This window comes from Glutamicibacter sp. AOP38-B1-38, assembly GCF_052377485.1.
Lineage (GTDB): Bacteria > Actinomycetota > Actinomycetes > Actinomycetales > Micrococcaceae > Glutamicibacter.
On record NZ_JBQSWU010000005.1, the window covers coordinates 57,718 to 78,775 of the forward strand.

Genomic DNA, 21,058 nt, shown 5'->3' on the forward strand with positions numbered 1-21,058 from the left:
GGATCTCAGGAGCATGGGAGCCTGGTGCACCGCGGTATTGGCGAACGCCGGCACCGGAATCCGCGAGGAACGAAATCCCGCAGCGCAAAAGTGCAGCGGGGTGTTCAGCGCCCACATTGACAGGGGAAGATAGACTTCAAATATGAGTAGCATGCAACCGATCTCGCCCAAAGAATCGTTGACCGAGCAAGTCACCACGAAGATCCGCGCTGCTATCGTGTCCGGCGAAATGACCCCGGACAACCATTATTCGGCAATTGCTATCTCCGAAAAGCTCGGAGTTTCACGCACTCCGGTCCGCGAAGCGCTGCAGCTACTAGAAAAAGAGGGCATCGTGACCGTCGCGAAAAATCGTGGCGTGCGCGTGAACCAGATTTCGCTAGACGACATCGTGGAGGTATTTCAGGTCCGGCTGATCGTCGAGCCACCTGCAGCCGCACGAGCCGTGCTCAATGCTAGCGAAGAAGACCTCGGAACTCTTCGTGAGCTGCACCGTGAAATGCTTGAGGTGGGGCAGACCGGGGATGGCCGGGCAACGCTGGAGGCAGATAAAAAGTTCCACCTCTATCTGCTAAGCCTGGCAAGCAACGCCAAACTTGACGGCATCGTGGGGGAGTTGCGCAACCTGGTGCTCGCGCACGGACAAGTAACGATTCCTCAGGCCAGAACCAGCCAAGACCTGGCCAGCGATCGAGATGAATTGATGAAGTCCATCTTGGAACGCGACCCATCTGGCGCGGCTACTGCGATGCGCAACCACGTGCTTCGTACTGCGCAGATGCTCGTGACGGCTGTCTGCGCGCGGACCCCGGGACTTGAGGCCGAACGCTATATGACGCGCTTGGATGAATTGATCTTCTAGAGCCATAAACATATGGGAGTGGTCTTGAACCCCGAGGCCGTTTGCCATACAGTTGCATGCAACATGTAACAACGTTTTTTCGATGACGAGAACGTAGGTAAACCGATGACTCAACCAATGCAAGGAATCAAGGTCGTAGACCTCTCCCGCATCCTTGCCGGCCCGTTATGCACCATGACACTGGCCGATTTTGGCGCCGAGGTGCTGAAAGTTGAAAGCCGAGATGGAGATGAAACCAGGGCTTGGTTGCCGCCGGTCACCGAAGACGGGGTGAGCACCTACTATTCGGCAGTGAACCGCAATAAGCAGGCAATCGTTGTAGATTTCAATAACTCTGCGGAACTTGCTGAGCTGCACGAGATTATCCGAGACGCCGACGTTGTCGTGGAAAATTTTCGTCCGGGCGTGCTCGCCAAATTCGGCCTGGACTACGAGTCCTTGCGAGCATCGAATCCGGCGTTGGTCTACTGCTCAATTTCGGGATTTGGCGATGGGCTCGGTGCTTCGCTGCCCGGCTTCGATCTCTTGGTACAAGCGGTCGGAGGTCTGATGAGCATCACCGGTGAGCCCGAGAGAACGCCAAGCAAGGTGGGAGTGGCCCTGGTTGATGTCCTCGCGGCACAGAACGCCACGACAGGAATACTCTTAGCGCTTCGGGAACGGGATATTAGCGGGCAGGGGCAAAATGTAGGAATCTCATTGATGACCTCCCTGCTGGCGGGATTGACTAATCAAACTAGCAGCACCGCGGTTACCGGTAATTCGCCACCGCGTTTGGGGAACGCACATCCAAGTATTGCGCCCTATGAAACCTTCGCAACTTCTGATGGCGTCATGGTGATCGCGGTGGGAAACAACCGCCAGTTCACCGCCCTTGCCACAGAGCTGGGGCTGACCGACCTGCCGCAAGATCCACGGTTCGCAGACAATCTTTCGCGTGTGCAACACCGGCAGGAACTCAAAGACCTGATCGAAGAAGTCACCAGGCAAGGAGCGGCGGTCCAGTGGACCAATCGACTTATGGAGGTCGGAGTTCCTGCAGGAAAGGTTAACTCGGTTCTTGAAGCCTTGGAGTTCGCCGACGAGCTAGGACTGAAACCGGTGATAACGATCAACGATCCAGAAACCGGACGAAGCTCCAGGCAAATTGCCAACCCGATCGGCCTGTCCCGAACTAAGCCCAAATATCGGCTAGTGCCCCCGGCCTTGGGCGAACACCAGCAAATCTTCCTCAGCACCACCAGCCTCTAAAGGAGACAGCTCAAATGATTGACCCTTCACCTAACCCCGTCATTGACCCAGCAGACCTGATCAATTTCGATGCACTGCTCAGCGGCGAAGAACTTGCCCTGCGGAAACAGGTCCGCTCCTTCGTGAACGAAAACATCAAACCAAACATTGCCAGCTGGTACGAAACAGCGACGTTCCCCCTGGAAATCGTTCCAGAAATGGCCAAACTCGGTCTGCTCGGCATGCACCTGCAGGGCTACGGCTGCGCAGGGCGTTCGGCTGTCGAATATGGGCTTGCGGGAGCCGAGCTGGAAGCCGGCGACTCCGGACTGCGCACCTTCGTCTCGGTCCAAGGATCGCTAGCCATGAGCGCCATTCACAAACATGGTTCTGAGGAACAAAAACAAGAGTGGCTGCCACAGCTGGCCTCCGGCAAAGCAATCGGCTGCTTTGGCCTGACGGAGCCAACCGCAGGTTCCGACCCGTCGAGCATGACGACCTTTGCCCGCCGCGACGGGGACGACTGGGTGATCAACGGAATGAAGCGCTGGATTGGCCTGGCAAATGTGGCAAAAGTTGCCGTCATCTGGGCGCAGACCGACGAAGGTATCCGCGGGTTCGTGGTCCCTACCGAGACCGCTGGATTCAAGGCCACACCAATCGAACCGAAGCTATCGATGCGGGCTTCGATCCAGTGCGAGATCGAATTGACCGATGTGCGGCTGCCAGCTAGCGCGATGCTACCGAACGTTCTCGGGCTCAAGGGCCCATTCTCCTGTCTCAACGAAGCCCGCTACGGCATTATCTGGGGCGCCATGGGAGCGGCGCGTGACTCCTTCGAGGTGGCGCTGAAGTATTCCCAGGAACGCCTGCAATTCGACAAGCCATTGGCCGGTTATCAGATGACCCAGCAGAAGCTGGTGGATATGGCTTTGGAAATCAACAAGGGCTTCCTCCTCGCCCTGCATATCGGGCGCCAGAAGGATGCGGGAACCCTCGACCTGCACCAGATATCCGTTGGCAAGCTGAACAACTGCCGCGAAGCAATCGCGATCTGCCGCGAAGCGCGCACCATCCTTGGCGGAAACGGTATCACCTTGGACTACTCGCCACTGCGTCACGCAAATAACCTCGAGTCGGTGCGCACCTACGAAGGTACCGACGAGGTACACACCTTGATTTTGGGTAATAAGCTCACCGGTGTCCCGGCCTTCCGCTAAAAATCAGTACAAGGAAAAACTTAGAATATGACACAGCAGACGAAAGTGGAAAGCCTTCGCCAGTACCTGAACGGTGTCTGGCTTCCGGGAAACGCCAGCGAGCTCAGCTCCACCAGCGCCGCCGATTCCTCCTTGATTGTTGCCGCAGGCCAAGCGGCAGATGCCAACCAGGTAGTTGAAGCCTTTGAAGCCGCGAACGCGGCGAAGGCAGGGTGGGCGGCCACACCGATGGCCGAACGTGCCAGTTATCTGCTGAGAGCTTCGGCCTACCTCACGGAGCATGCGGATAGAATCGGTACGGAACTTACTCGTGAAGAAGGTAAAACGCTCGCAGAAGGAATAGGCGAGGTACGCCGTGCGGCACAGATCCTCTCCTATTATGCAGGTGAAGCCGAACGTAGCGCCGGAACAATGTTCCAATCTCCGCGCGCTGGGGAACAGATCCTGGTCTCGCATAAGCCCTTGGGCGTGTTGGGCATTGTGACCCCATTCAATTTTCCGATAGCAATCCCCGCCTGGAAGATCGCCCCCGCGCTGATCTTCGGAAATACCGTGGTTTTCAAGCCGGCGAGCCTGGTCCCGCTGCTGGCGGTGCGGTTGGTCGAAGCCTTCGAAGCCGCCGGACTACCTGCCGGGGTGCTCAACCTGGTGATCGGTCCGGGCGCACTGGGAGATTCGATCATGAGCCACCCCCATCTGGAGGGCTTGTCATTCACCGGATCCACAGGTGTCGGGAGAAAGCTCTGCGCCATGGGTGCTGCGCGTGGCATCCCAGTGCAAGCAGAAATGGGTGGAAAGAACGCCTCGGTGGTGCTGGCCGATGCAGACCTGGACCTGGCCAGCGAACAGGTACTCTTTGGGGCATTCCGCTCCAGCGGGCAAAAATGCACCGCTACGAGTCGACTGATCTTGGATGACTCGATTGCCGATGAATTCTTGGAAAAGCTCACCTCGCGACTGGCAAACTGGGTAACCGGAAATCCACTGGATCCAGGGGTCCAGATGGGACCGGTCATCGACGCCAAATCGGCGAAATCGGTCAGGGCGGGCGTCGCAAAAGCTAGGTCGGAAGGCGCCACCGTTATCTTCGAGGGCGCAGTTCCAGCCAGCGGAAACTACGTGGCACCGACCGTGCTTGGCATCCCAAGCGATTCTCGGGGTCGGGAAAATTGCGCTTGGCGTGAGGAATTCTTCGCCCCGGTACTCAGTGTGCTGCGCGTTTCCGGAACCGAGGCCGCCTTCGAAGCCGCCGCGGATTCCGAATTCGGGTTGAGTCTTGCGCTGTTCACTCGCGACCTGGCCACGGCGATTAGCGCGCAAGAACGCCTGGACGTCGGTATTTTGCATGTGAACTCCGAATCTGCGGGAGCCGATCCGCACGTACCATTTGGCGGGGCGAAAGCATCCGGATACGGGCCGAAAGAACAGGGAGCCGCAGCCCGCGAGTTTTATACCCACACCACTACCGTGTATCTCCGCGGCTAGGAAGAGGAACTAATGGATATTAGGACTATTCTGATCATCGGCGCCGGAACTATGGGCCGGCAGATTGCGATGAGTTGCGCACTGGGCGGTTACACCACGATCCTGCAGGACATCTCGGGCAGCGCTTTGGACGCGGCTCGCAGCGATCTGGAAAGTTGGGCCGCCGGACGTGTCGCTAAGGGCAAGCTGCAGGCAGAGTTTGCCGACGCCGCCTTGGCACGGCTGAGCCAATCTACCGAGCTGGACGCTAGCGCGGCCCAAGCGGACCTAGTGATCGAAGCGGCAGTCGAACGTTTAGACATTAAACGCTCAATCTTCGCCGAACTGGGCAAAAACGCTCCAGCTCATGCCATCTTGGTAACCAATTCCTCGACCTTGGCTTCGTCCCAAGTGGCTGAGGCCAGCGGGCGCGCGAGCCAGGTCTGCAATATGCACTTTTTCAACCCCGCCTTGGTCATGAAGTGCGTAGAAATTGTGCGCAACGAGCAAACCAGTGATGAGACCATCCAGGCGGTGACGGCGGTCGCCCGCGCGCTAGGGAAAGAGCCGGTGCTGGTGAATAAAGAAATCCCGGGTTTCATTGCTAACCGCATGATGGGGGCAATACAGCGTGAAGCGCTCAATCTGGCTTCTGCGGAGGTTGCCAGCATCAAAGATATAGACACCACGGCGCGTACCGCGCTGGGGCACCCGATGGGGCCTTTTGAGCTGATGGACCTCGTGGGTCTGGACGTTATCGATTTCATTGCCCAAGCGACCTACGCAGAGACCGGTGAGGAGGTGGACCAACCGCACCCGTTGATCACGCAGAAAGTGACCGAGGGGAAACTAGGCCGTAAGAGCGGTGAAGGATTCTACGAATATCGCAGGTAGCAGCAAACTGCAGAATCTGGACTCGCGGCCGGTATCGACAATGTGCTGTCCGCGAGCCCATCGTGTTGCTACCGCACATGCGGAGGGATTAGATGGCTTCCGGTTGCTCACCGAGGATGAAATGACGACCGGAGATCGAGTTGACGGTCACTCTGATCCAAAAATCTTTGATGCTCTGTGCCCAGGGGCTGACACCGCTTTCGAGAGCCTCATTGATATCTGCTTCGTGCTCCAAAATTTCTGCGGTACCGTGCACCACTACGGACCAGGCCTCGTCGGAAAGGATTCCGTCGGCCTCCAAGGCAATCGAGGAGTTCACGACCATCGAAGCGAGTTTGTTTCCCGGCGCAGTGCGTAGGTAGATATTTCCTTTATGCACCGCGTAATTTACCGGAACGATGTCCACGGTTCCGGCCGCCGCAGTGGCTATTCGGCCATGTGCCGTGTGAGCCAATAGCTCCCAGGACTGTTCTTCGGTGAGCACCAAAACTGGAGCATCATTAGTGTGCTGATATCTCATGCAACTAGTTTTCTACGTTATGTAGAAAAGTTCAAGAGTTTGTGACGCATTTGTTTTTAGACGCGTTGCAGTCCCCGAACATGAAAGACTACTAACATGAGCCATGCAGCAAGTAATAGGGTCGCACGCCACGTAGCCTCGCGACTTGAGGACCATGTCCTGCAATGGCGAGCACGCCGTGCCATCGACAAGGGCTTGGGTCCGGTTATCCTTCCTTACAACGGGTACGGATATGCGGCCAAAAAAGGCGGATGGGTGCGGGTTCTCGCTCGCGTGGTCATGGCTAAACCCGGCGCGTTCGAGGGTGGCAAGCACCATGCCAAGGTTGTCGAAGATGGGATCCGAGGGTTCCGCAACTTCACCTCGGCGGTACTTCCTTTTGGGAAAGTCACTGTGCTTGCTGACGGAAAGCGGTTCGAAGTCCTCGCGGACCGCGGCGGCGTCCTAGATGTCAAACTTTCGGTGGATCTGCCAGCTGGCTGGAACGATATTGAAATCACTGCCCACAATGGGCAATCCGCCACCGCGCAGATTCTCGTCATCGACGAGACGCAACGTTTCGGCATCATTAGCGATGTGGATGACACGGTTGTCGTGACGGCGCTGCCTAGGCCACTGCTCGCCGCGTGGAATTCCTTCGTGCTTTCGGAGCATGCCCGCGTCGCGACGCCGGGTATGGCGGTGATGATGCAACGCGTTTTGGCGGAGCACCCGACGAGCCCAACAATTTATCTTTCTACCGGTGCGTGGAATGTTGCGCAGACTCTGGAACGATTCATCTCGCGCAATTTGTATCCACGGGGTCCGCTGCTTCTGACCGATTGGGGGCCAACCGACCGAGGCTGGTTCCGTAGCGGTATGCAACATAAAGTTGACCAATTGCGCAGGCTCGCTGTGGAATTTCCAAACATTGAGTGGATGCTTATCGGAGACGACGGGCAGCACGATCCGACGATTTACGCGGAGTTTGCCCGGCGCTACCCGGAGCATGTGCACACGATAGTCATCCGTCAATTGACGCCCTCCGAAGCGGTGCTCGCCGGTGGGCGTTCAACTGATTTGCGCCGCACGACACCAGGCATTCGCTGGAGCTACGAGCCCGACGGGTCCCAGATCCTAGAGCAATTAGCTGCTTATGATGTGATTCGTCCCGATGATCGCTTGGGGGAGGAAAAATAATGTCCGGCTCGGTACTGTGCGTAGAAGTACCCATGCGTTGGGGTGACATGGACGCTTATGGACATGTCAACAACGTCAATCTGATTCGGCTTATGGAAGAGGCGCGAATCGCTGGCTTCGGCGTACCTGGCGGAACGGGCGCACCAGGTTCCAAGCCTAAGGTGGATATATTCTCCGCGGTCCCCAATGGGGTGCAGATCCTTGTTGTTGAGCATCGCGTGCGCTACTCCAGGCCGCTGGAATATCGGAATGTTCCGGTCAGAGTCGATCTGTGGGTAGCGAATATCAAGCCTGCGAGTTTTGATATTTGTTATGAATTCCGAGATCCTGTGGAGGGCCACGTCTGCGTAAAGGCCTCGACAACGCTGGCCTATTTTGACCCATTAACTTCACGCGTGCAACGTTTGAGCATCGCGGAGCGTGAATCATTGGCTGTGTTGGAAGGTCCATCGACGTTCGCGCGATAACTGGTGGGCTGTAAATGAATTAGGGTAGGTCTATCTAGTCTTATTCAGTTAGGAAGTGTTTTTGTGGCACGAGCAGAGGGTGGGCGCCCGGTGCGCCCGCAAGTTGTTTTGCAGGTTGTTAAGCGGCAGCAAATTTCGGAACACCTGGTTCGCCTCACCTTTGGTGGCCCTGGGTTTGAGAATTTCGTCGACAAATCAGCGACAGACCGTTACATCAAGATACTTTTCGCCAAGCCGGAGCTGGGCTTGACGCTACCCTACGACATGGATGAATTGCGCGAACGGCTGCCCGGAGAAGATATGCCGGTGCGCCGGACGTATACGGTGCGCCGTTCCGATGCGGCCGCGGGCACTATTGAAGTTGACTTTGTCGTCCATGGAAGCGATGGGCTGGCCGGACCGTGGGCGCGTGATGCGAAGATCGGCGACTCTGTCTGCTTCTCGGGCCCCGGTGGCATGTATGAGCCCAAGGGCGAATTCGATTTCCACCTCCTCGTAGGTGATGAGACTGCGATTCCTGCGATCGCGGCATCGCTCGAGGCCATGCGTGAAGACATGGTGGGGCAGGTGCTCATAGAGGTCGAAGGCGCAGGGGACGAAATTGAAATGCGCGCACCCCGTGGTGTTGATATCCGCTGGATCCATCGCGGCGCGGCGTTTACCCCGGAGGCCTCAACCCTTGAGTCGGCAGTGCGCCAGCACCCTTGGCCGGGCGGACGGGTGCAAGTTTTCGCGCATGGCGAGCGTGAGGTGATGAAGGCACTGCGCTCCTATTTCTATGACGAGCGTGGCGTGGACCGTCGGGATATGTCGCTGTCGGCCTACTGGGCTTTTGGCCGCGCGGAAGATGTATTCCAAGCTGAAAAGCGGACGCCCGTGGGGCAAATATTCAACGAGTAGCCCGAACGCAATTGGCCTGGACGGAGCCTTGGGCCTGCAGTGCAAATGATCCGTGAACTGCAAGTTCGGTTAATTAGGCACCCCTAAGCTTAATAATCGGAAATATGATCATTGATGCTTGACGTTATTGGCTGAATTTGCCGTAAGCTGAGGTCAATGCCTACCCCGTGTGTGGACGGGGAAGGCAAGCAATTTGATCGACGGGGATCGTTCGGTTGCTACCACGTGGCTTACTCACCATGCAGTAGTTGCCAGCGGTACCGGGAAAATTGTAAACAGGGGATCAGCTGGCTTGCTCAATCAGCCGAACCGCAAAATTGAGACGTATCGGCTTAGAATCTGTCGGTGCGTCTCAATTTTTGTTTGCTTCGAAGGCCCACAACAAGACGGTGGCCAGTGATCTAGCGCCTTCTGGAAGCTGAAGGCATTCAATGTCTGGGATGCGCAACTGGCGCATGGCCCGTTTCACTACTAAGTCCGTATCCAAGAATATGGACTTCTGACGTAAGCCACGCAATGCAACATAGTCCCGTGTCCAGGGGCCAACGCCTTTCAGGGCGAGCAGGCTGCTGAGGAACTCATCATGGTTTTCGGCTAGACGCCCACCGGTGTGAATAAACCACGTGGTGACCCGGAGAAGCGTCTCTGCGCGGGAAAGCGGGCAGCGGATCACCTGCTGGAGTTCTTCGGCGGTTAGTTGCGCGGTGGCGTGCGCATCGGGGAACGCCCGCAGTCCGCAGGCGTGAAGTTCTCCGAGCGCTTCGACGAATCGGGTGGCGAGGGTTCGGGCTGCGCTCGTTGAGATCTGTTGCCCTAGAACTGTCGTGGCGAGCGCCTCAAAGAGGTCCGGGTAGCTGATAAGCCGCAGGTTCGGGAAGTTGTCCAATGCTGGCTGCAGGGCACTGATGGTGGCCAGTTGCTGATAACTGAGCTCATTCGAGTCAGCTAGGCCTAGCCAGGTGCTAATGATCTTGGCGAGTCTGGGGTGCAGCGATTCTGGGGCTTGCGTGTGCACCGTGGCCTCGTGGGTGCCGAGCAGTATTTTGAGTTCGTGGAGCTGATCATCGATGCGTAGCACGCGGACGACGCTCGACGCTTCGCGATCCAGCCGCTCCTGATTCGGCAATGAATGGATAGCCAGGACCGAGAGTGCGTGCGAGGCATCCAGAACTCCGTCCACTGGAACCGTGAACTTCATCTAGGCTGGCCAGACGCCAGAGGTGCCGCGGCGATGTGAGCCGACTAGGTGCGTATTAACGATCCCAATAGCCTCCATTAGCGCGAACATGGTCGTTGGGCCAACGAACTTAAAGCCACGCTTTTTGAGGTATTTGGCCAGCGCGCTGGACTCCGGGCTCTGCGTGGGAATTTCAGCCAAGGTGCGTGGGAACGGGGTGCTTTCAGGTTTGAAAGACCAGATCAGCTGGGACAGGCCTCCATCGTCACGCAATGCGAGCGTCGCCTGAGCGTTGGCGATGGTTGCCCGAATCTTGAGTTTATTTCTGACTATACCGGCATCGTCCATGAGCCGCTCGTAATCCTGCTCACCGTAGGCCGAGACCAACTGCGGGTCGAATCCCTGAAAGGCGGAGCGGAAGTTTTCGCGCTTGGCCAGAATTGTGGCCCACGATAAACCCGACTGGAAGCCCTCTAGGCTGAGTCGTTCAAACAGGGCTTGTTCCCCGGTGACAGGCATGCCCCATTCGGTGTCGTAGTACTCGCGCAGCAGCGCGTTCCTTGCGGCCCACTGCGGGCGGGCCAACCCGTCTGCACCAATAACTAAATCTTCACTCATGAAATCATCATGCCACTTGCGTATCGAGGACGCAGAGTCATAAACGGCCATTTGCAGAAGCTCGAGCTATTATCGTCATATGGCGATAATAGAGTCTTTTGTCGATGCAAAGCTTGGAGCAACTCAACGCATGAAAATGGCAGCGTTGTTCCACGCCCTAGCTGACCCCACGCGGTTGCTCATCCTGGTGCATCTCAAAACAGGTGAACACAAGGTCAAAGAGCTGACCGAACACCTTGGGCTAGCGCAAAGCACCGTCAGCGCTCATCTGGCTTGCCTCCGCGAAAGCGATCTCGTTTCCGTGCGCACGCAGGGACGTGCAAGCCTCTATTCCCTTACTGAGACCACGCAACTGACAATGATTCTCACCCAAGCAGAGAAGTTGGCAAGTTCCAGCGCCAGCGGTCATCGATGGCACGAAGCTCACCCGCACCAATCTCTGGAGGCCTAGGGCATGGGGCATGAGCACACTTCTGGCCATGGCCATGAACATGACCACTCAAATGTGAACCGCACCAGGCTGGCATGGGCATTTGCGATTACCGTGAGTATCTTGCTCGCGGAGATTATTGGCGCGCTAGTTACCAACTCGCTGGCTTTGCTCGTCGACGCGGCCCATATGCTGACCGACTCGGTGGGGCTCTTGCTTGCGTTGACCGCAGCCAATCTGATTCAGCGCAAGCCCACACTCAAACGCACCTGGGGGTTCCGCCGCGCCGAGGTGCTCTCCGCGACCTTACAATCCGCACTGTTGCTCGCCGTCGGCATCTACGCGGCCATCGACGCGGTTCGTCGCCTTTTTGTACCGGCAGAGGTGCACGCCGAAGGCCTCCTGATCTTCGGTATCGTCGGCTTGGCCGGAAATCTCCTAGCCATGTGGATCATCTCCGCGGGGCGCGAGGCCAATCTGAACATGCGCGCTGCGTTCCTCGAGGTCATGAATGACGCACTGGGATCCGTAGCGGTCATTATTGCCGCGCTGACAATCCATTTCACCGGATGGGCGAGCGCGGACTCGGTCGCAGCGCTCGTCATTGCCGCGCTGATCGTGCCACGCGCCGTGAAGCTTCTGGGGGAGACGACGCATATCTTGCTCGAATCAACGCCCCGTGGGTTGGACCTTGAATCGGTACGCCGGCACTTGGAAGAACAAGCGGGCGTGATCGCCGTTCACGACCTGCACGCCAGTCAAATTGCCTCGAACCTTCCGGTGCTCACCGCGCATATTGTCGCCGAGGACCACATGTTCACGGCCGGTGCGGCCGGTCAACTGCTGCGTGAACTTCAACAGTGCGTGGCGGATCATTTTGAGGTCAGCATCGAGCATTCAACCTTCCAGATCGAACCCCGAAGCCACCGCGACTCGGACTACCATTCGCAGTGCTAGGCGTTCGTGACCGTGCACGGGATGAGGGTACCGGGAGGCTCTCTCATCCCGTGGTATGACTCCCGCAGCGTAGATGCAAACCTTCTGACCGATCCTCAATTGGCTAGGAGCTTTATATAATTGATGCATGACAACTGAAACACAGCAGGTAACCGACTATGCAGTCCAAGCGCGAGGACTAAGCAAGAGCTACGGTCGTGACAGCACCCGAGTCGAAGCTTTGCGCGGAGTGGATGTGGCCTTTGCCCGTTCCCGTTTCACCGCAATCATGGGACCCTCAGGTTCTGGCAAGTCGACCCTGATGCACTGCTTGGCGGGCTTGGACAACGCCGATTCTGGCGAAATCATCATCGGTGGCAAGAACCTTACCGAACTCAACGATGACCAGCTGACCACTATGCGCCGCGAGCAGATCGGCTTCGTGTTCCAATCCTTCAACCTTGTTCCAACATTAAATGCCAGGGACAACATCTTGCTGCCGCTGTCCTTAGCCGGCAAGAAGCACGACCGTGAATGGTTCAACGTCGTCATCGATTCGTTGGGTCTGCGTGACCGGCTGACGCACAAACCACACGAGCTTTCCGGTGGACAGCAGCAGCGCGTAGCCGTAGCTCGTGCATTGCTCACCCGCCCTGAAGTCGTCTTCGGCGATGAGCCGACCGGCAACTTGGACTCTCGAACCGGTGCTGAAGTGCTCTCCTTGATGCGCACCTCCACCCGCGAAATGGGACAGACCATCATCATGGTCACCCACGATCCGGCTGCAGCATCCTACGCGGACACCGTATTGCTGATGAAGGATGGAAACCTCGTCGGTTCGCTCGAAGACCCCACCGTAGCCAGCGTCACTGAGGCTCTCGCCTCCCTAGCGGAGTAGGATCATGCTTCAGGTAGCAATAGCGAACATTAAAACTTATGCGCGACGGTATATCGCCGTGCTCCTGGCCGTCGCCATTGGCACGGCCTTCCTTGGCGCCACCCTCGCGGTGGATTCCTCTACGCGTGCAACGCTAAAGAATAGCTTGGGCGACTCATATAAGAACGCCGACCTGGTGGCCTCGGCCGATTGGGAGCTAACACCCAACGATCGCGACACGAGCATGCTGAGCATGGATACGGTCCGTGAAATCCGTGATCTTCCCGAAGTCTCAGGCGTTTATGGCGACGGAGTCATGGGCGCAGCATTGCGTACCGGCGACAACGGCTACACCGTAATGCTGCAACCCATCTCCGCAGAAAATAAGCTCTCGGGTATGTCGATGCTCGAGGGACGTGCCCCGCTGGGCGCCGATGAGGTCGTGATCGACCAGGAGCATGCCGAGCAGATGGGCCTCTCAGTTGCCGACACCGTCGCGTTGTCGAGCATGGAGGATAACGCGAAGATGCGTGAATTGAAAGTCGTCGGAATCGTGGAGACTACCACCGATCCGATGTCTTCCTCCTTCGCCCAGCTCGCCATGCAAGAAGACGCTTGGGAACGCTTTGCAGGCGAGAATGCCCAGCTGAACAGGCTGGTGATCGATGCAGAGAAGGACGTCGCTCAAACCCAAGCCGCAGTGGCCGAGTATTTCCATGGCAAGGACTTGGTCGATGTGGTGGTCAACACCGCCGACGAACAGGTGCTCGACGACGTGGCAAGCATGACCGGAGGAACCGATCAGCTGACCATCATCTTGCTGGTCTTTGCCTTGGTCGCGCTGATAGTCACCGGTCTGGTGGTGATGAATACCTTCTCGGTAGTCATCGCGCAACGCACCCGCGAGCTGGCGCTCTTGCGCACCCTGGGTGCCAAACGCGCACAGATCCGCAGCTCGGTGCTGATCGAAGCGCTGCTGATCGGCGTTATCGCTTCGGTGGTGGGTGTAGCTCTGGCCGTGGCACTGATGGCAGGCCTGATTCAGCTGCTGCGAAATCTAGTACCTGAAATGTCCTACGCAACTTTGGCCGTGGATGCTCGCGGCATCATTATTCCTTTGGCCGTCGGTATCGTGATGACGGTTCTGGCTGCCTGGCTGCCGGCGCGTCGAGCCATGAGCCTGGCCCCGCTTGCCGCCTTGCGCCCATTTGATGCGGCCAGCGTCAAGAACCGTGCAGGCCTCGTACGCATCATCTTCGGCTCGCTGCTGACGCTCGCAGGCGCAGCCTTGCTAGCCTATGGAGCACTCAATTCCGAGCTGCTGATTGCCTTCGCCGGTGGGCTGTTGTCCTTCCCCGGCATTTTGATGCTGGCCTCGTTGTTTGTTCCGGCCACGGTGTTCGGTATCGGCAAGCTGCTGACCGGTCGCTCGGTGGCTGGCAGGCTGGCTTCGCTCAACGCCGTTCGAAACCCCGGACGCACCACCGCTACTGCCACCGCGCTGCTGATCGGCGTCACGCTAGTCTCGATGATCATGGTCGGCGGGCAGAGTGCCAAGGCCACCTTGAATGGGAGCATCAGCGGCGAATACCCGATCGACTTGACGGTGGCTCAAGACACTTTGACTAGTGACTCCGTGGCGCCTAAGCTCGCCGAGCTGGAGGGCATTGAAAGCGTGTCGGCGTACACCATGCGCACCGTTGCCACCGAATTCCCCGACGGTTCCTCGAGCGAAGAGTACGCGATGGTTGTCGACCCGGAGTCGTACGCATCGGTAGTCCATGACGAGCAGATCGTTCCACGAGATGGCGAATTGCTTTCGACCTGGTGGCAGATCGAGGCGGACCACGCGACGGTCAACGGTCAGCCGGTGAAGCTCAGAACTACTTCGGCAAGCTTCGTTTCGAACACATTGACCGAAAACACCGCAGCCAAACTAGGCATCTCCGACAAGGAGGGGATGTCCGGGGTAGCGATCAAGGTTGATCCGTCGCTCTCCAATGGGGCGGTCACTGAGCTGGTGGAATCCATTGCGGATGTCGCGGGTGTTGAAAATTCGATGATTTCCGGCGGCGTGACGGAGAAGGCAATGTTCTCCCAGATTATCGACGTGTTGCTGATGATCGTTTCGGGTCTGCTTGCCGTAGCCGTGCTGATCGCATTGATCGGCGTGGCCAACACGTTGAGCCTGTCGGTGCTCGAACGCACCCGGGAAAACGCCCTGCTGCGCGCATTGGGGCTGAAGAAGAAGCAGTTGCGTTCCATGCTTGCCACGGAGGCGGTGCTGATCGGTGGCGTGGCAGCCTTACTGGGACTCATTCTCGGCGCGGTCTACGGATTGCTCGGTGCGCACAGCGCCTTGTCCAGCGTGGGAAGTATGAGCTACGAGATCCCATGGCTGCAGCTGGCGGCGGTTCTGCTGGTGAGCCTCCTGGCAGCGTTGCTTGCTTCGATTACACCAGGACGTCGTGCGGCGAAGCTATCTCCGGTGGAGGGGCTCGCTACCGAGTAATTGATGATGCGGCAAGGGTCGGAATAGTTGATGAGCAACTATTCCGACCCCGTCGTGTTTAATTTGCCGAAATGCTCCTGGGAGCAGGGCTGGGTGCTGCCTGTTGTCTTGCCGCGCTAACCACGCAGCGTAATGGTGGTGGCCAGCGCCGGGGAGCGACCAGTAGTGACGAAGCCGGAGATATTAGATCCCGGATGCTTGATGATATCGATAATGGAACCCAGGTGGTGGCTCAAATCGATCTTGTCTTCCGGCGCCGCCAGAACCAGATGGAAACCGAACTCCTGCAGCGCACGGATGCCAGCTGCCGCATATTCGGAGTTCGCTTGGATGAACGCTTCGTCAATCATCACGGTGCCGTAGGAAGTGAAACCCGCCGAGGCAAAGCCCAACTGATAGGCCAGGGCTGCGCCCATGATGAAGGACGTGAAGCGCTGGCCCTCACCACCGGATAGCGTGCCAGGTTCCAGGCCGGTCTCCACCTCTCCGTTCGGCTTGTGCTCATTGCAGCTAATCACCACGTGTTGCCGAACATCCAGCACGGTAGACCGCCAGGCGTTCAAGCCTGGATCGCTCAGTGCGGAAACTAGGGCTTCAAGTGCCTGGTAGGACTTCGCCAGGGTACTTTCTTCCTTGGTGGTGTAGGCGTCATTTAATGCCGCCTTCAGTTCCTTGCGGAAGGTTCCAGCCTCAACGGGAATCGAGTTTTCAACTTCCAACCGCAGCATCGAGCCATGTTCGAAGGTGACATCGGCAAGGATCTGGTTTAGCGGTTTGATTCGCTCGGAAATCATCCGGCGTTCCTCGTCAAGCAGCTGCAACAGGTCGCTGAAGCGTTCGTAGGAACGGTTGGCAAAGTACTCGCGGAACTGTGCTTCGTGGTGGGGCAATCCGTCTGCAACGATCTGACCATGCAGTTTGGCATAGTGCTCGGCGGCTTCCGGAGTTGTTCCGTGCGTCTGCGCGTGCGAGGTACCGAATTCTCGGGCAAAGCGTTTGAAGGTGTCGCTTAGCGCCCCACCTACTTCATGGCGTTGCGAGGAGAAATCGTTGAGCTGGCCGCCTAGCTGCACCTTGACCTCGGCGAAGGCTTCGCCAATGGAATCTACTGGCGGGCAATCGCCCGCAGCCACCTGTTCCAAAATCGGGCCAAGGATCGCATGGTGACGCAGATGAGTAGGGACAGCGGAGACCCAGTTGCCGTTTGCATCCTCATCTTCGGTGGTTGCGAGCACTTTCTGCGCACGTTCGTTCTGTAGCTCTAGATCATCAATACGCGAGCGCACCAACGCGAGGTCGCCAACCAACTGCTCAGAATCTGCCTTTGCGTTTTCGATCTGCTGGCGAATTTTCGAAGAATCGCCCGAAAGCACCAGTGCGTCGCCGAGCTTCTGCTCGCTGCGACGCAGGGAATCTAGCGCAGCTGAAGCATCTAGCTGGGCAAAATTGCGTTCGTCGGCAACGATGGCCGCAAGCAGCTGAGACTTCGCAACGACTTGGTTTTTTGCTGCCGTCCGTTCATCGGCGGCATCCTGGGCTTTCAGGATCTGTTCCTTGAGGCGTTCGGCTTTGTTCTGCAATTCCGAAATTTTGGATTCGTTGGTGAAACCAAGCAGATAATCAGAGGCCGGGACGCTGCGGGTATCGCGTTCAAAGCTACCCGCACCGGATTTGATGGTTCCTGCGGGAGTGATGGCCTTGGGATGCACATGCATCGCCGCGTCATTCTCCACACAGACCAGCGGATAATCGGCGGTGATCTTGGTGCGCAGCCAGGTTCCCGCTTCACCTGAAGCAAAGTCGAGTTTGCTGACCAAATCGGCCGGTCCGGCTTCTGCTTCGCGTGGTTTGACCGACGTATCGACCCAACGTACTCGACCCAATCCGTCGAGTTCGTCAATTGCGTGCGTTACCTGGGTGAGGAATTCGCCTGGCACCAAAATGGTGCGAGCCAGCGAGCGCAATGCCTTTTCGGCAGCCAGCCGCCAGATGGCCGAGTCAGCGGCCACATCCATCAGTTCGCCAGCGAAGGGCAACTGCTCTTCGCTCAAGGAACAAGCCGATGCGATGGCTCTGCGTGCTGCCACTGAACGGTCATCGATATTCGTGCCACGGCGCTGGTAGGAATGAATCTGCTCGTCCAATGCTTCTGCACGCTTGCGCAGCGCCATCAGCGAGGCCATGGCCTCGTACTCAACCGTCTGCGCATCCTTGGTGATGGAAGCCAGCTGTTGCATGGTCCGGGCGGCATTCCCGCGCAGCTCATCGAGCCCGGTGGCGCTGAACTCGAAGTTCAAGCCGGCAGCGGTCGCCTGTTCCTGCAACGCGCGTAACGCGGATTCCTTTTCCGAAAGTGCCTTGCGTGCCGCATCCGCCTCACGCTCTAGTAGCATCAGCGAGGCTGAACCAGCGGAATCGTGGGCCGCCGCGAGCGACTGAAGCTGTCCCTCGGTCCGGCTCTTGCGCGCCAGAATGTCAGCTTCTTGTTCCTTGAGCTCGGCTAGTTCGCGTTGATGACGGTGCAAGTCGTTGCGCAGAATATGCTGGCGGACCTTGGCATCGAGTTGCTGCAGATCGCTATTGAGCAGCTGTTCGGTCTCGCCGATGCGTTGGGCGAGCGTTCGATAAACCTGATCCTGCTCTGGAACCTGGGCCAGCACATCGCGCTGTGCGCGCGCCGTATCCAATTGACGGTAGATGCCGCGCAGATGGGCGAAGTCCTCCACCGCCGCCGCTGCCGCTTTCAGCGTGGTGGGTTCTTCCAACACCTCGTGACGGAAAAACTGGTTGACACCCTTCGCCAACCCTTTGCCGTTTTGCAAGGTGCGAAGCAAGGCAAAAGCCTTGTCGCTTTCCACCCCAAGGCGGCGGCGGACACGTTCGATGAAGGCCTTGTGCGTATCAAATGCCTCGGTTGGTTCCAAAGACTTGGACAGCGAAGACACGGTAAAACGTCGTGGCCCATGATGTTCAAGCTCCGCAATATCCAGCGCGCCTTCACTGAGCAGATAATGCTTGGACACCTGATTCTCTAACCCTGCGTCTGGCAGGTCGAAAACCGCGCCAATGCTGACGGTGTTGCCCAGGCCATCCTCGTAGCCCAGCAAGATGGCGCTCCATGTAGCGCCGGGGCGCTGATAGACGGTGCCCGAGCTGGTCTTGAACTTGCGGCCACGCAGGTAGGAGAAGGTGGTGCGGCGATCGGCGCGAGTTGCGGCATCGTTTGCAGACTCGTTGAGCTTGGGGGTCGCAAAGAAGATGTGCCCCATGGCATCAAACAAGGTCGACTTACCCACGCCGGGGTGTCCGGTGACCAGCGTTCCAGCGCGATCAATTTCAAGGTTGTGCAGGCCGTGGAAAGTGCCCCAGTTAACGATCTGGATCCGGCAGAGCCGATGCTGTCCCGGGTTGAGGGCGCCACCGAGCGGGAGGGTCATTTCTATACTCATCGGCTACTCCTGCACCAGGTCGGTTGAATCCAGGGACAGTTCTTCGGAAGTGTCGGCGGACAGATTCAGCGTCGATTCGTTTGCATCGATCGCAGCGATATATTGGGGAATATCTTCGATTCGTGAAATGGGCAGGGCCATCGCTAGGGCCGGAGAAATCCTGAATTCGTCGGCTAATTCCGTGCCGGTGAGCAAGCGCAGGGAATTCAGCCGGGCAATTGCCGCGTCACAGGATTCGGCAAAGCGTTTGTCATCGCGATCGGAGGGACTACGATGTTCGGCCAAGATCTCATGCATGGCGCTTCGTGAAAGGACTGCGTCGGTTCCGGTGCCGGAATGCTGTTCCAGCAGTAGGCGCAGGCGTAGCGCGAGCAAGGTTTCGTCGCGCTTCAAGGCGCGGCGCGGGGCAATCGGAGAGGTGTGCACCTGATCGATTTGCGCTGGAGTAAGCATCGCAATTTTTCGATCCGTGTCCATGGAGATGGTCAGAAAAATTTCCGAAACATAGGCTCCTACTACTTCCTGCTGGTCTAGCAATAGCTGCCAAGCCGCCGGGTCGGTTGACCCATCGAGGTAGGGGCCGCGTAGCAAACGTACTAGTAATTGCCGCAGCTCCAATGAGAAGTTGCCGCGGTCTCCCTCAAAGAGCGATTCGGTGATGGGTGCAGCATATGAATTTGTGCTGGTCATAGCGGCTCCTTCGTGAAAGTTAGGGCGGGAAGAATTGCTGTACGTTCAGAACCATCAATCTGCCGGAAGGTGATGGTCATCAAATCCGTTTCACTCAGTGATTCGCCGTTGGTCCGGCCTATTTCGATCAAGGCACGCACGGTATTCAGATGGCGGTGCTCTTCGGGCAGATCATTGAAAATTTCATCGAGCGGGAGCCGATCCTCTGAGCGGTGGCCAAGCTTGCTTGTTACCGACTCACGGAGGAAAGCCATATTCGCTTGCGGAGTGGATGGGGTGCGCACGATATCGGAGGCGCTGTAGTCCGGTGCTGCCGCCAACGGCGGCGGGGCCACATGCTCGGACGGGTCAAAGATGCCTAGGCCAGCAAGCGTCATGAACTGTGGGGCGAAAAGTTCAAGCGGAGCCAAAGCACTGCGTGGCCTGAGCGTCACAGACTTCACGATCGCCGCTTCAGCACTACGTACCGCCTGGCGCAGAAGCTGTGCTTGTTGGTAGTCCTCAGACTGAACAAAGGCATGCAGCGATTCGGAGAGCTTTCCGTACGAAGTATGGACTTCTGCTGCCTGACGTCGGAGCTCACGAAGCAAATTGGTCAGAATCTGGCGTTCCGGAGTATCGAGGTCGTCCACGAAGTTGCGTTCTAGGACTTCAGAAAGTGCGGCGCGGAAACGCTGTTGCGCGTCTGGAGAGTTGAGGAACTCCGTGAAGCCCCGGAAGGTCTCGCCCTCGGCGGTTGAACGGAGCTGGCGGTCGGCTTCTAAGACTTGGCCTACCGCAACGCCTTTTGCCGTAGACGCGTCCAAGATGCCTTCCCGTAGGGAATGCAACATCTCCTGAACCCCGTCGCGCATTAGGCGGAAGTCGGCAGGAAGGCTCGAAGCCAAGTCAAGCACCGAGCGAGTCGCGGACAGCGCGGTGGCACGCGAAAGCACCGCAGGAGCATCACCGGTGCGCAGTTCATTGATCTGCGCTTGCCGCATGGCAATCTGTGACTCCAAGGCACGAATACGCGCTTCAGGGTCTGGATCTGTCTCGTGGGCTAAGGACTCCAGCGAGGACAGCAAGGTATTCAAGCGAGAAGAGTTCAGGTGCGAGTCGTCAGCCGAAAAATCTGCGAGGAAACGCAGGGTACGCAAGGTCTGTGCGCTCGGTTCGTAGACGAAACGCCCGTCGATCAGGGGACGGGCCAAGATTCCCTGCTTGACCCAGACCTCGGCGAAGTCTTGGGCGGAATACGTTTGGGGAATCTGTTCGTCGCTGGTGCGAGCGAGCTTCAAGAACGAATCCAATGAAGCATGGAAAAGTTCTAGGGCTACACGTGGCTTGTCCGCAGTAAATTCTGATCGGATAAAGGCAACAGCCCAAGGCTGCGCGGTAAGAAGCCGATATGCTGCCGAACTCCTGAACTGCTGGGACTGAAGCCACAAGCTGTTCGCGCGATGCGAGGGCTGCATGTACATCCTTGATCTTTCGACGCCTAACCTATCAATTCTAAGCCATCGAGCCTGAAGGTTCATGTGAGAAATTGTGAAGTGAAAAGTGTTGCCAAGTTGTTGCCCGGCCGACTGCGTCCAAGGGTACAAACCCCAGATAAGTATGTGTAAGGTCGGAAACAAGGTGATGGCAAGGA

18 protein-coding genes are annotated in these 21,058 nt (G+C 57.7%); 12 read left to right on the top strand and 6 right to left on the bottom strand.

Annotated features, from left to right (window positions below):
- Window positions 1-142 precede the first annotated feature (142 nt).
- From ACT3TP_RS04330 to ACT3TP_RS04350, 5 genes are all read left to right on the top strand, one after another.
- Window positions 143-862: a GntR family transcriptional regulator gene (locus ACT3TP_RS04330; RefSeq protein WP_444619497.1), complete on the top strand. Its 720-nt coding sequence runs from the start codon at window positions 143-145 to the stop codon at window positions 860-862.
- 105 nt (window positions 863-967) lie between these two features.
- Window positions 968-2,113, top strand: coding sequence for a CaiB/BaiF CoA transferase family protein (locus ACT3TP_RS04335; RefSeq protein WP_444619499.1), 1,146 nt, complete (start codon window positions 968-970; stop codon window positions 2,111-2,113).
- Window positions 2,114-2,127: 14 nt separating this feature from the next.
- Window positions 2,128-3,312, top strand: coding sequence for an acyl-CoA dehydrogenase family protein (locus ACT3TP_RS04340; protein ID WP_444619501.1), 1,185 nt, complete (start codon window positions 2,128-2,130; stop codon window positions 3,310-3,312).
- Between the two features lie 27 nt (window positions 3,313-3,339).
- Window positions 3,340-4,797, top strand: a complete 1,458-nt coding sequence (locus tag ACT3TP_RS04345; RefSeq protein ID WP_444619503.1) for an aldehyde dehydrogenase family protein — start codon at window positions 3,340-3,342, stop codon at window positions 4,795-4,797.
- A 12-nt stretch (window positions 4,798-4,809) separates the two neighbouring features.
- On the top strand, window positions 4,810-5,670 hold the full coding sequence (locus ACT3TP_RS04350; protein ID WP_096289149.1) for a 3-hydroxyacyl-CoA dehydrogenase family protein: 861 nt from the start codon (window positions 4,810-4,812) through the stop codon (window positions 5,668-5,670).
- Window positions 5,671-5,758: 88 nt separating this feature from the next.
- Here the strand turns inward: ACT3TP_RS04350 and ACT3TP_RS04355 are convergent, their stop codons facing one another.
- A complete protein-coding gene (locus tag ACT3TP_RS04355; RefSeq protein WP_096289147.1) occupies window positions 5,759-6,190 on the bottom strand; it encodes a pyridoxamine 5'-phosphate oxidase family protein in 432 nt (143 codons plus the stop codon).
- 96 nt (window positions 6,191-6,286) lie between these two features.
- Here ACT3TP_RS04355 and ACT3TP_RS04360 point away from each other — a divergent pair, with 96 nt between their 5' ends.
- The 3 genes from ACT3TP_RS04360 (at window position 6,287) to ACT3TP_RS04370 (ending at window position 8,736) form a co-directional block, all read left to right on the top strand.
- Window positions 6,287-7,369: an App1 family protein gene (locus ACT3TP_RS04360; protein ID WP_096289145.1), complete on the top strand. Its 1,083-nt coding sequence runs from the start codon at window positions 6,287-6,289 to the stop codon at window positions 7,367-7,369.
- Window positions 7,369-7,836, top strand: a complete 468-nt coding sequence (locus ACT3TP_RS04365; RefSeq protein ID WP_096289143.1) for an acyl-CoA thioesterase — start codon at window positions 7,369-7,371, stop codon at window positions 7,834-7,836. The genes ACT3TP_RS04360 and ACT3TP_RS04365 overlap by 1 nt, the downstream gene beginning before the upstream one ends.
- A gap of 63 nt (window positions 7,837-7,899) precedes the next feature.
- Window positions 7,900-8,736: a siderophore-interacting protein gene (locus ACT3TP_RS04370; protein ID WP_096289141.1), complete on the top strand. Its 837-nt coding sequence runs from the start codon at window positions 7,900-7,902 to the stop codon at window positions 8,734-8,736.
- Between the two features lie 352 nt (window positions 8,737-9,088).
- On the opposite strand, the gene ACT3TP_RS04375 is transcribed toward ACT3TP_RS04370, so the two are convergent.
- Complete coding sequence (locus ACT3TP_RS04375) at window positions 9,089-9,934, bottom strand: DNA-3-methyladenine glycosylase family protein (protein ID WP_444619506.1); 846 nt, start codon at window positions 9,932-9,934, stop codon at window positions 9,089-9,091.
- A complete protein-coding gene (locus ACT3TP_RS04380; protein ID WP_444619508.1) occupies window positions 9,935-10,531 on the bottom strand; it encodes a DNA-3-methyladenine glycosylase I in 597 nt (198 codons plus the stop codon).
- Window positions 10,532-10,661: 130 nt separating this feature from the next.
- Between ACT3TP_RS04380 and ACT3TP_RS04385 the strand changes: the two genes are divergently transcribed.
- The 4 genes from ACT3TP_RS04385 (at window position 10,662) to ACT3TP_RS04400 (ending at window position 15,286) form a co-directional block, all read left to right on the top strand.
- Window positions 10,662-10,982: an ArsR/SmtB family transcription factor gene (locus tag ACT3TP_RS04385; protein WP_308727320.1), complete on the top strand. Its 321-nt coding sequence runs from the start codon at window positions 10,662-10,664 to the stop codon at window positions 10,980-10,982.
- 3 nt (window positions 10,983-10,985) lie between these two features.
- The gene (locus ACT3TP_RS04390; protein WP_096289135.1) at window positions 10,986-11,918 is read left to right on the top strand and encodes a cation diffusion facilitator family transporter; all 933 of its coding nucleotides are present in this window, start codon (window positions 10,986-10,988) and stop codon (window positions 11,916-11,918) included.
- A 127-nt stretch (window positions 11,919-12,045) separates the two neighbouring features.
- Entirely contained in the window at window positions 12,046-12,795 is a 750-nt protein-coding gene (locus ACT3TP_RS04395; RefSeq protein ID WP_096289133.1) for an ABC transporter ATP-binding protein, read from the top strand.
- A 4-nt stretch (window positions 12,796-12,799) separates the two neighbouring features.
- Window positions 12,800-15,286 carry an ABC transporter permease gene (locus ACT3TP_RS04400; RefSeq protein WP_444619511.1) on the top strand — a complete coding sequence of 829 codons (2,487 nt, stop codon included), beginning with the start codon at window positions 12,800-12,802 and terminating at the stop codon, window positions 15,284-15,286.
- A gap of 116 nt (window positions 15,287-15,402) precedes the next feature.
- On the opposite strand, the gene ACT3TP_RS04405 is transcribed toward ACT3TP_RS04400, so the two are convergent.
- The 3 genes from ACT3TP_RS04405 to ACT3TP_RS04415 are packed head-to-tail and all read right to left on the bottom strand — an operon-like array spanning window position 15,403 to window position 20,888.
- A complete protein-coding gene (locus tag ACT3TP_RS04405; protein WP_444619513.1) occupies window positions 15,403-18,735 on the bottom strand; it encodes an ATP-binding protein in 3,333 nt (1,110 codons plus the stop codon).
- A gap of 3 nt (window positions 18,736-18,738) precedes the next feature.
- Window positions 18,739-19,425 (bottom strand): DUF4194 domain-containing protein, encoded by a 687-nt coding sequence (locus ACT3TP_RS04410; RefSeq protein WP_096289126.1) that lies wholly within the window; start codon window positions 19,423-19,425, stop codon window positions 18,739-18,741.
- The gene (locus ACT3TP_RS04415; RefSeq protein ID WP_308727264.1) at window positions 19,422-20,888 is read right to left on the bottom strand and encodes a DUF3375 domain-containing protein; all 1,467 of its coding nucleotides are present in this window, start codon (window positions 20,886-20,888) and stop codon (window positions 19,422-19,424) included. The genes ACT3TP_RS04410 and ACT3TP_RS04415 overlap by 4 nt, the downstream gene beginning before the upstream one ends.
- Between the last annotated feature and the right edge of the window lie 170 nt (window positions 20,889-21,058).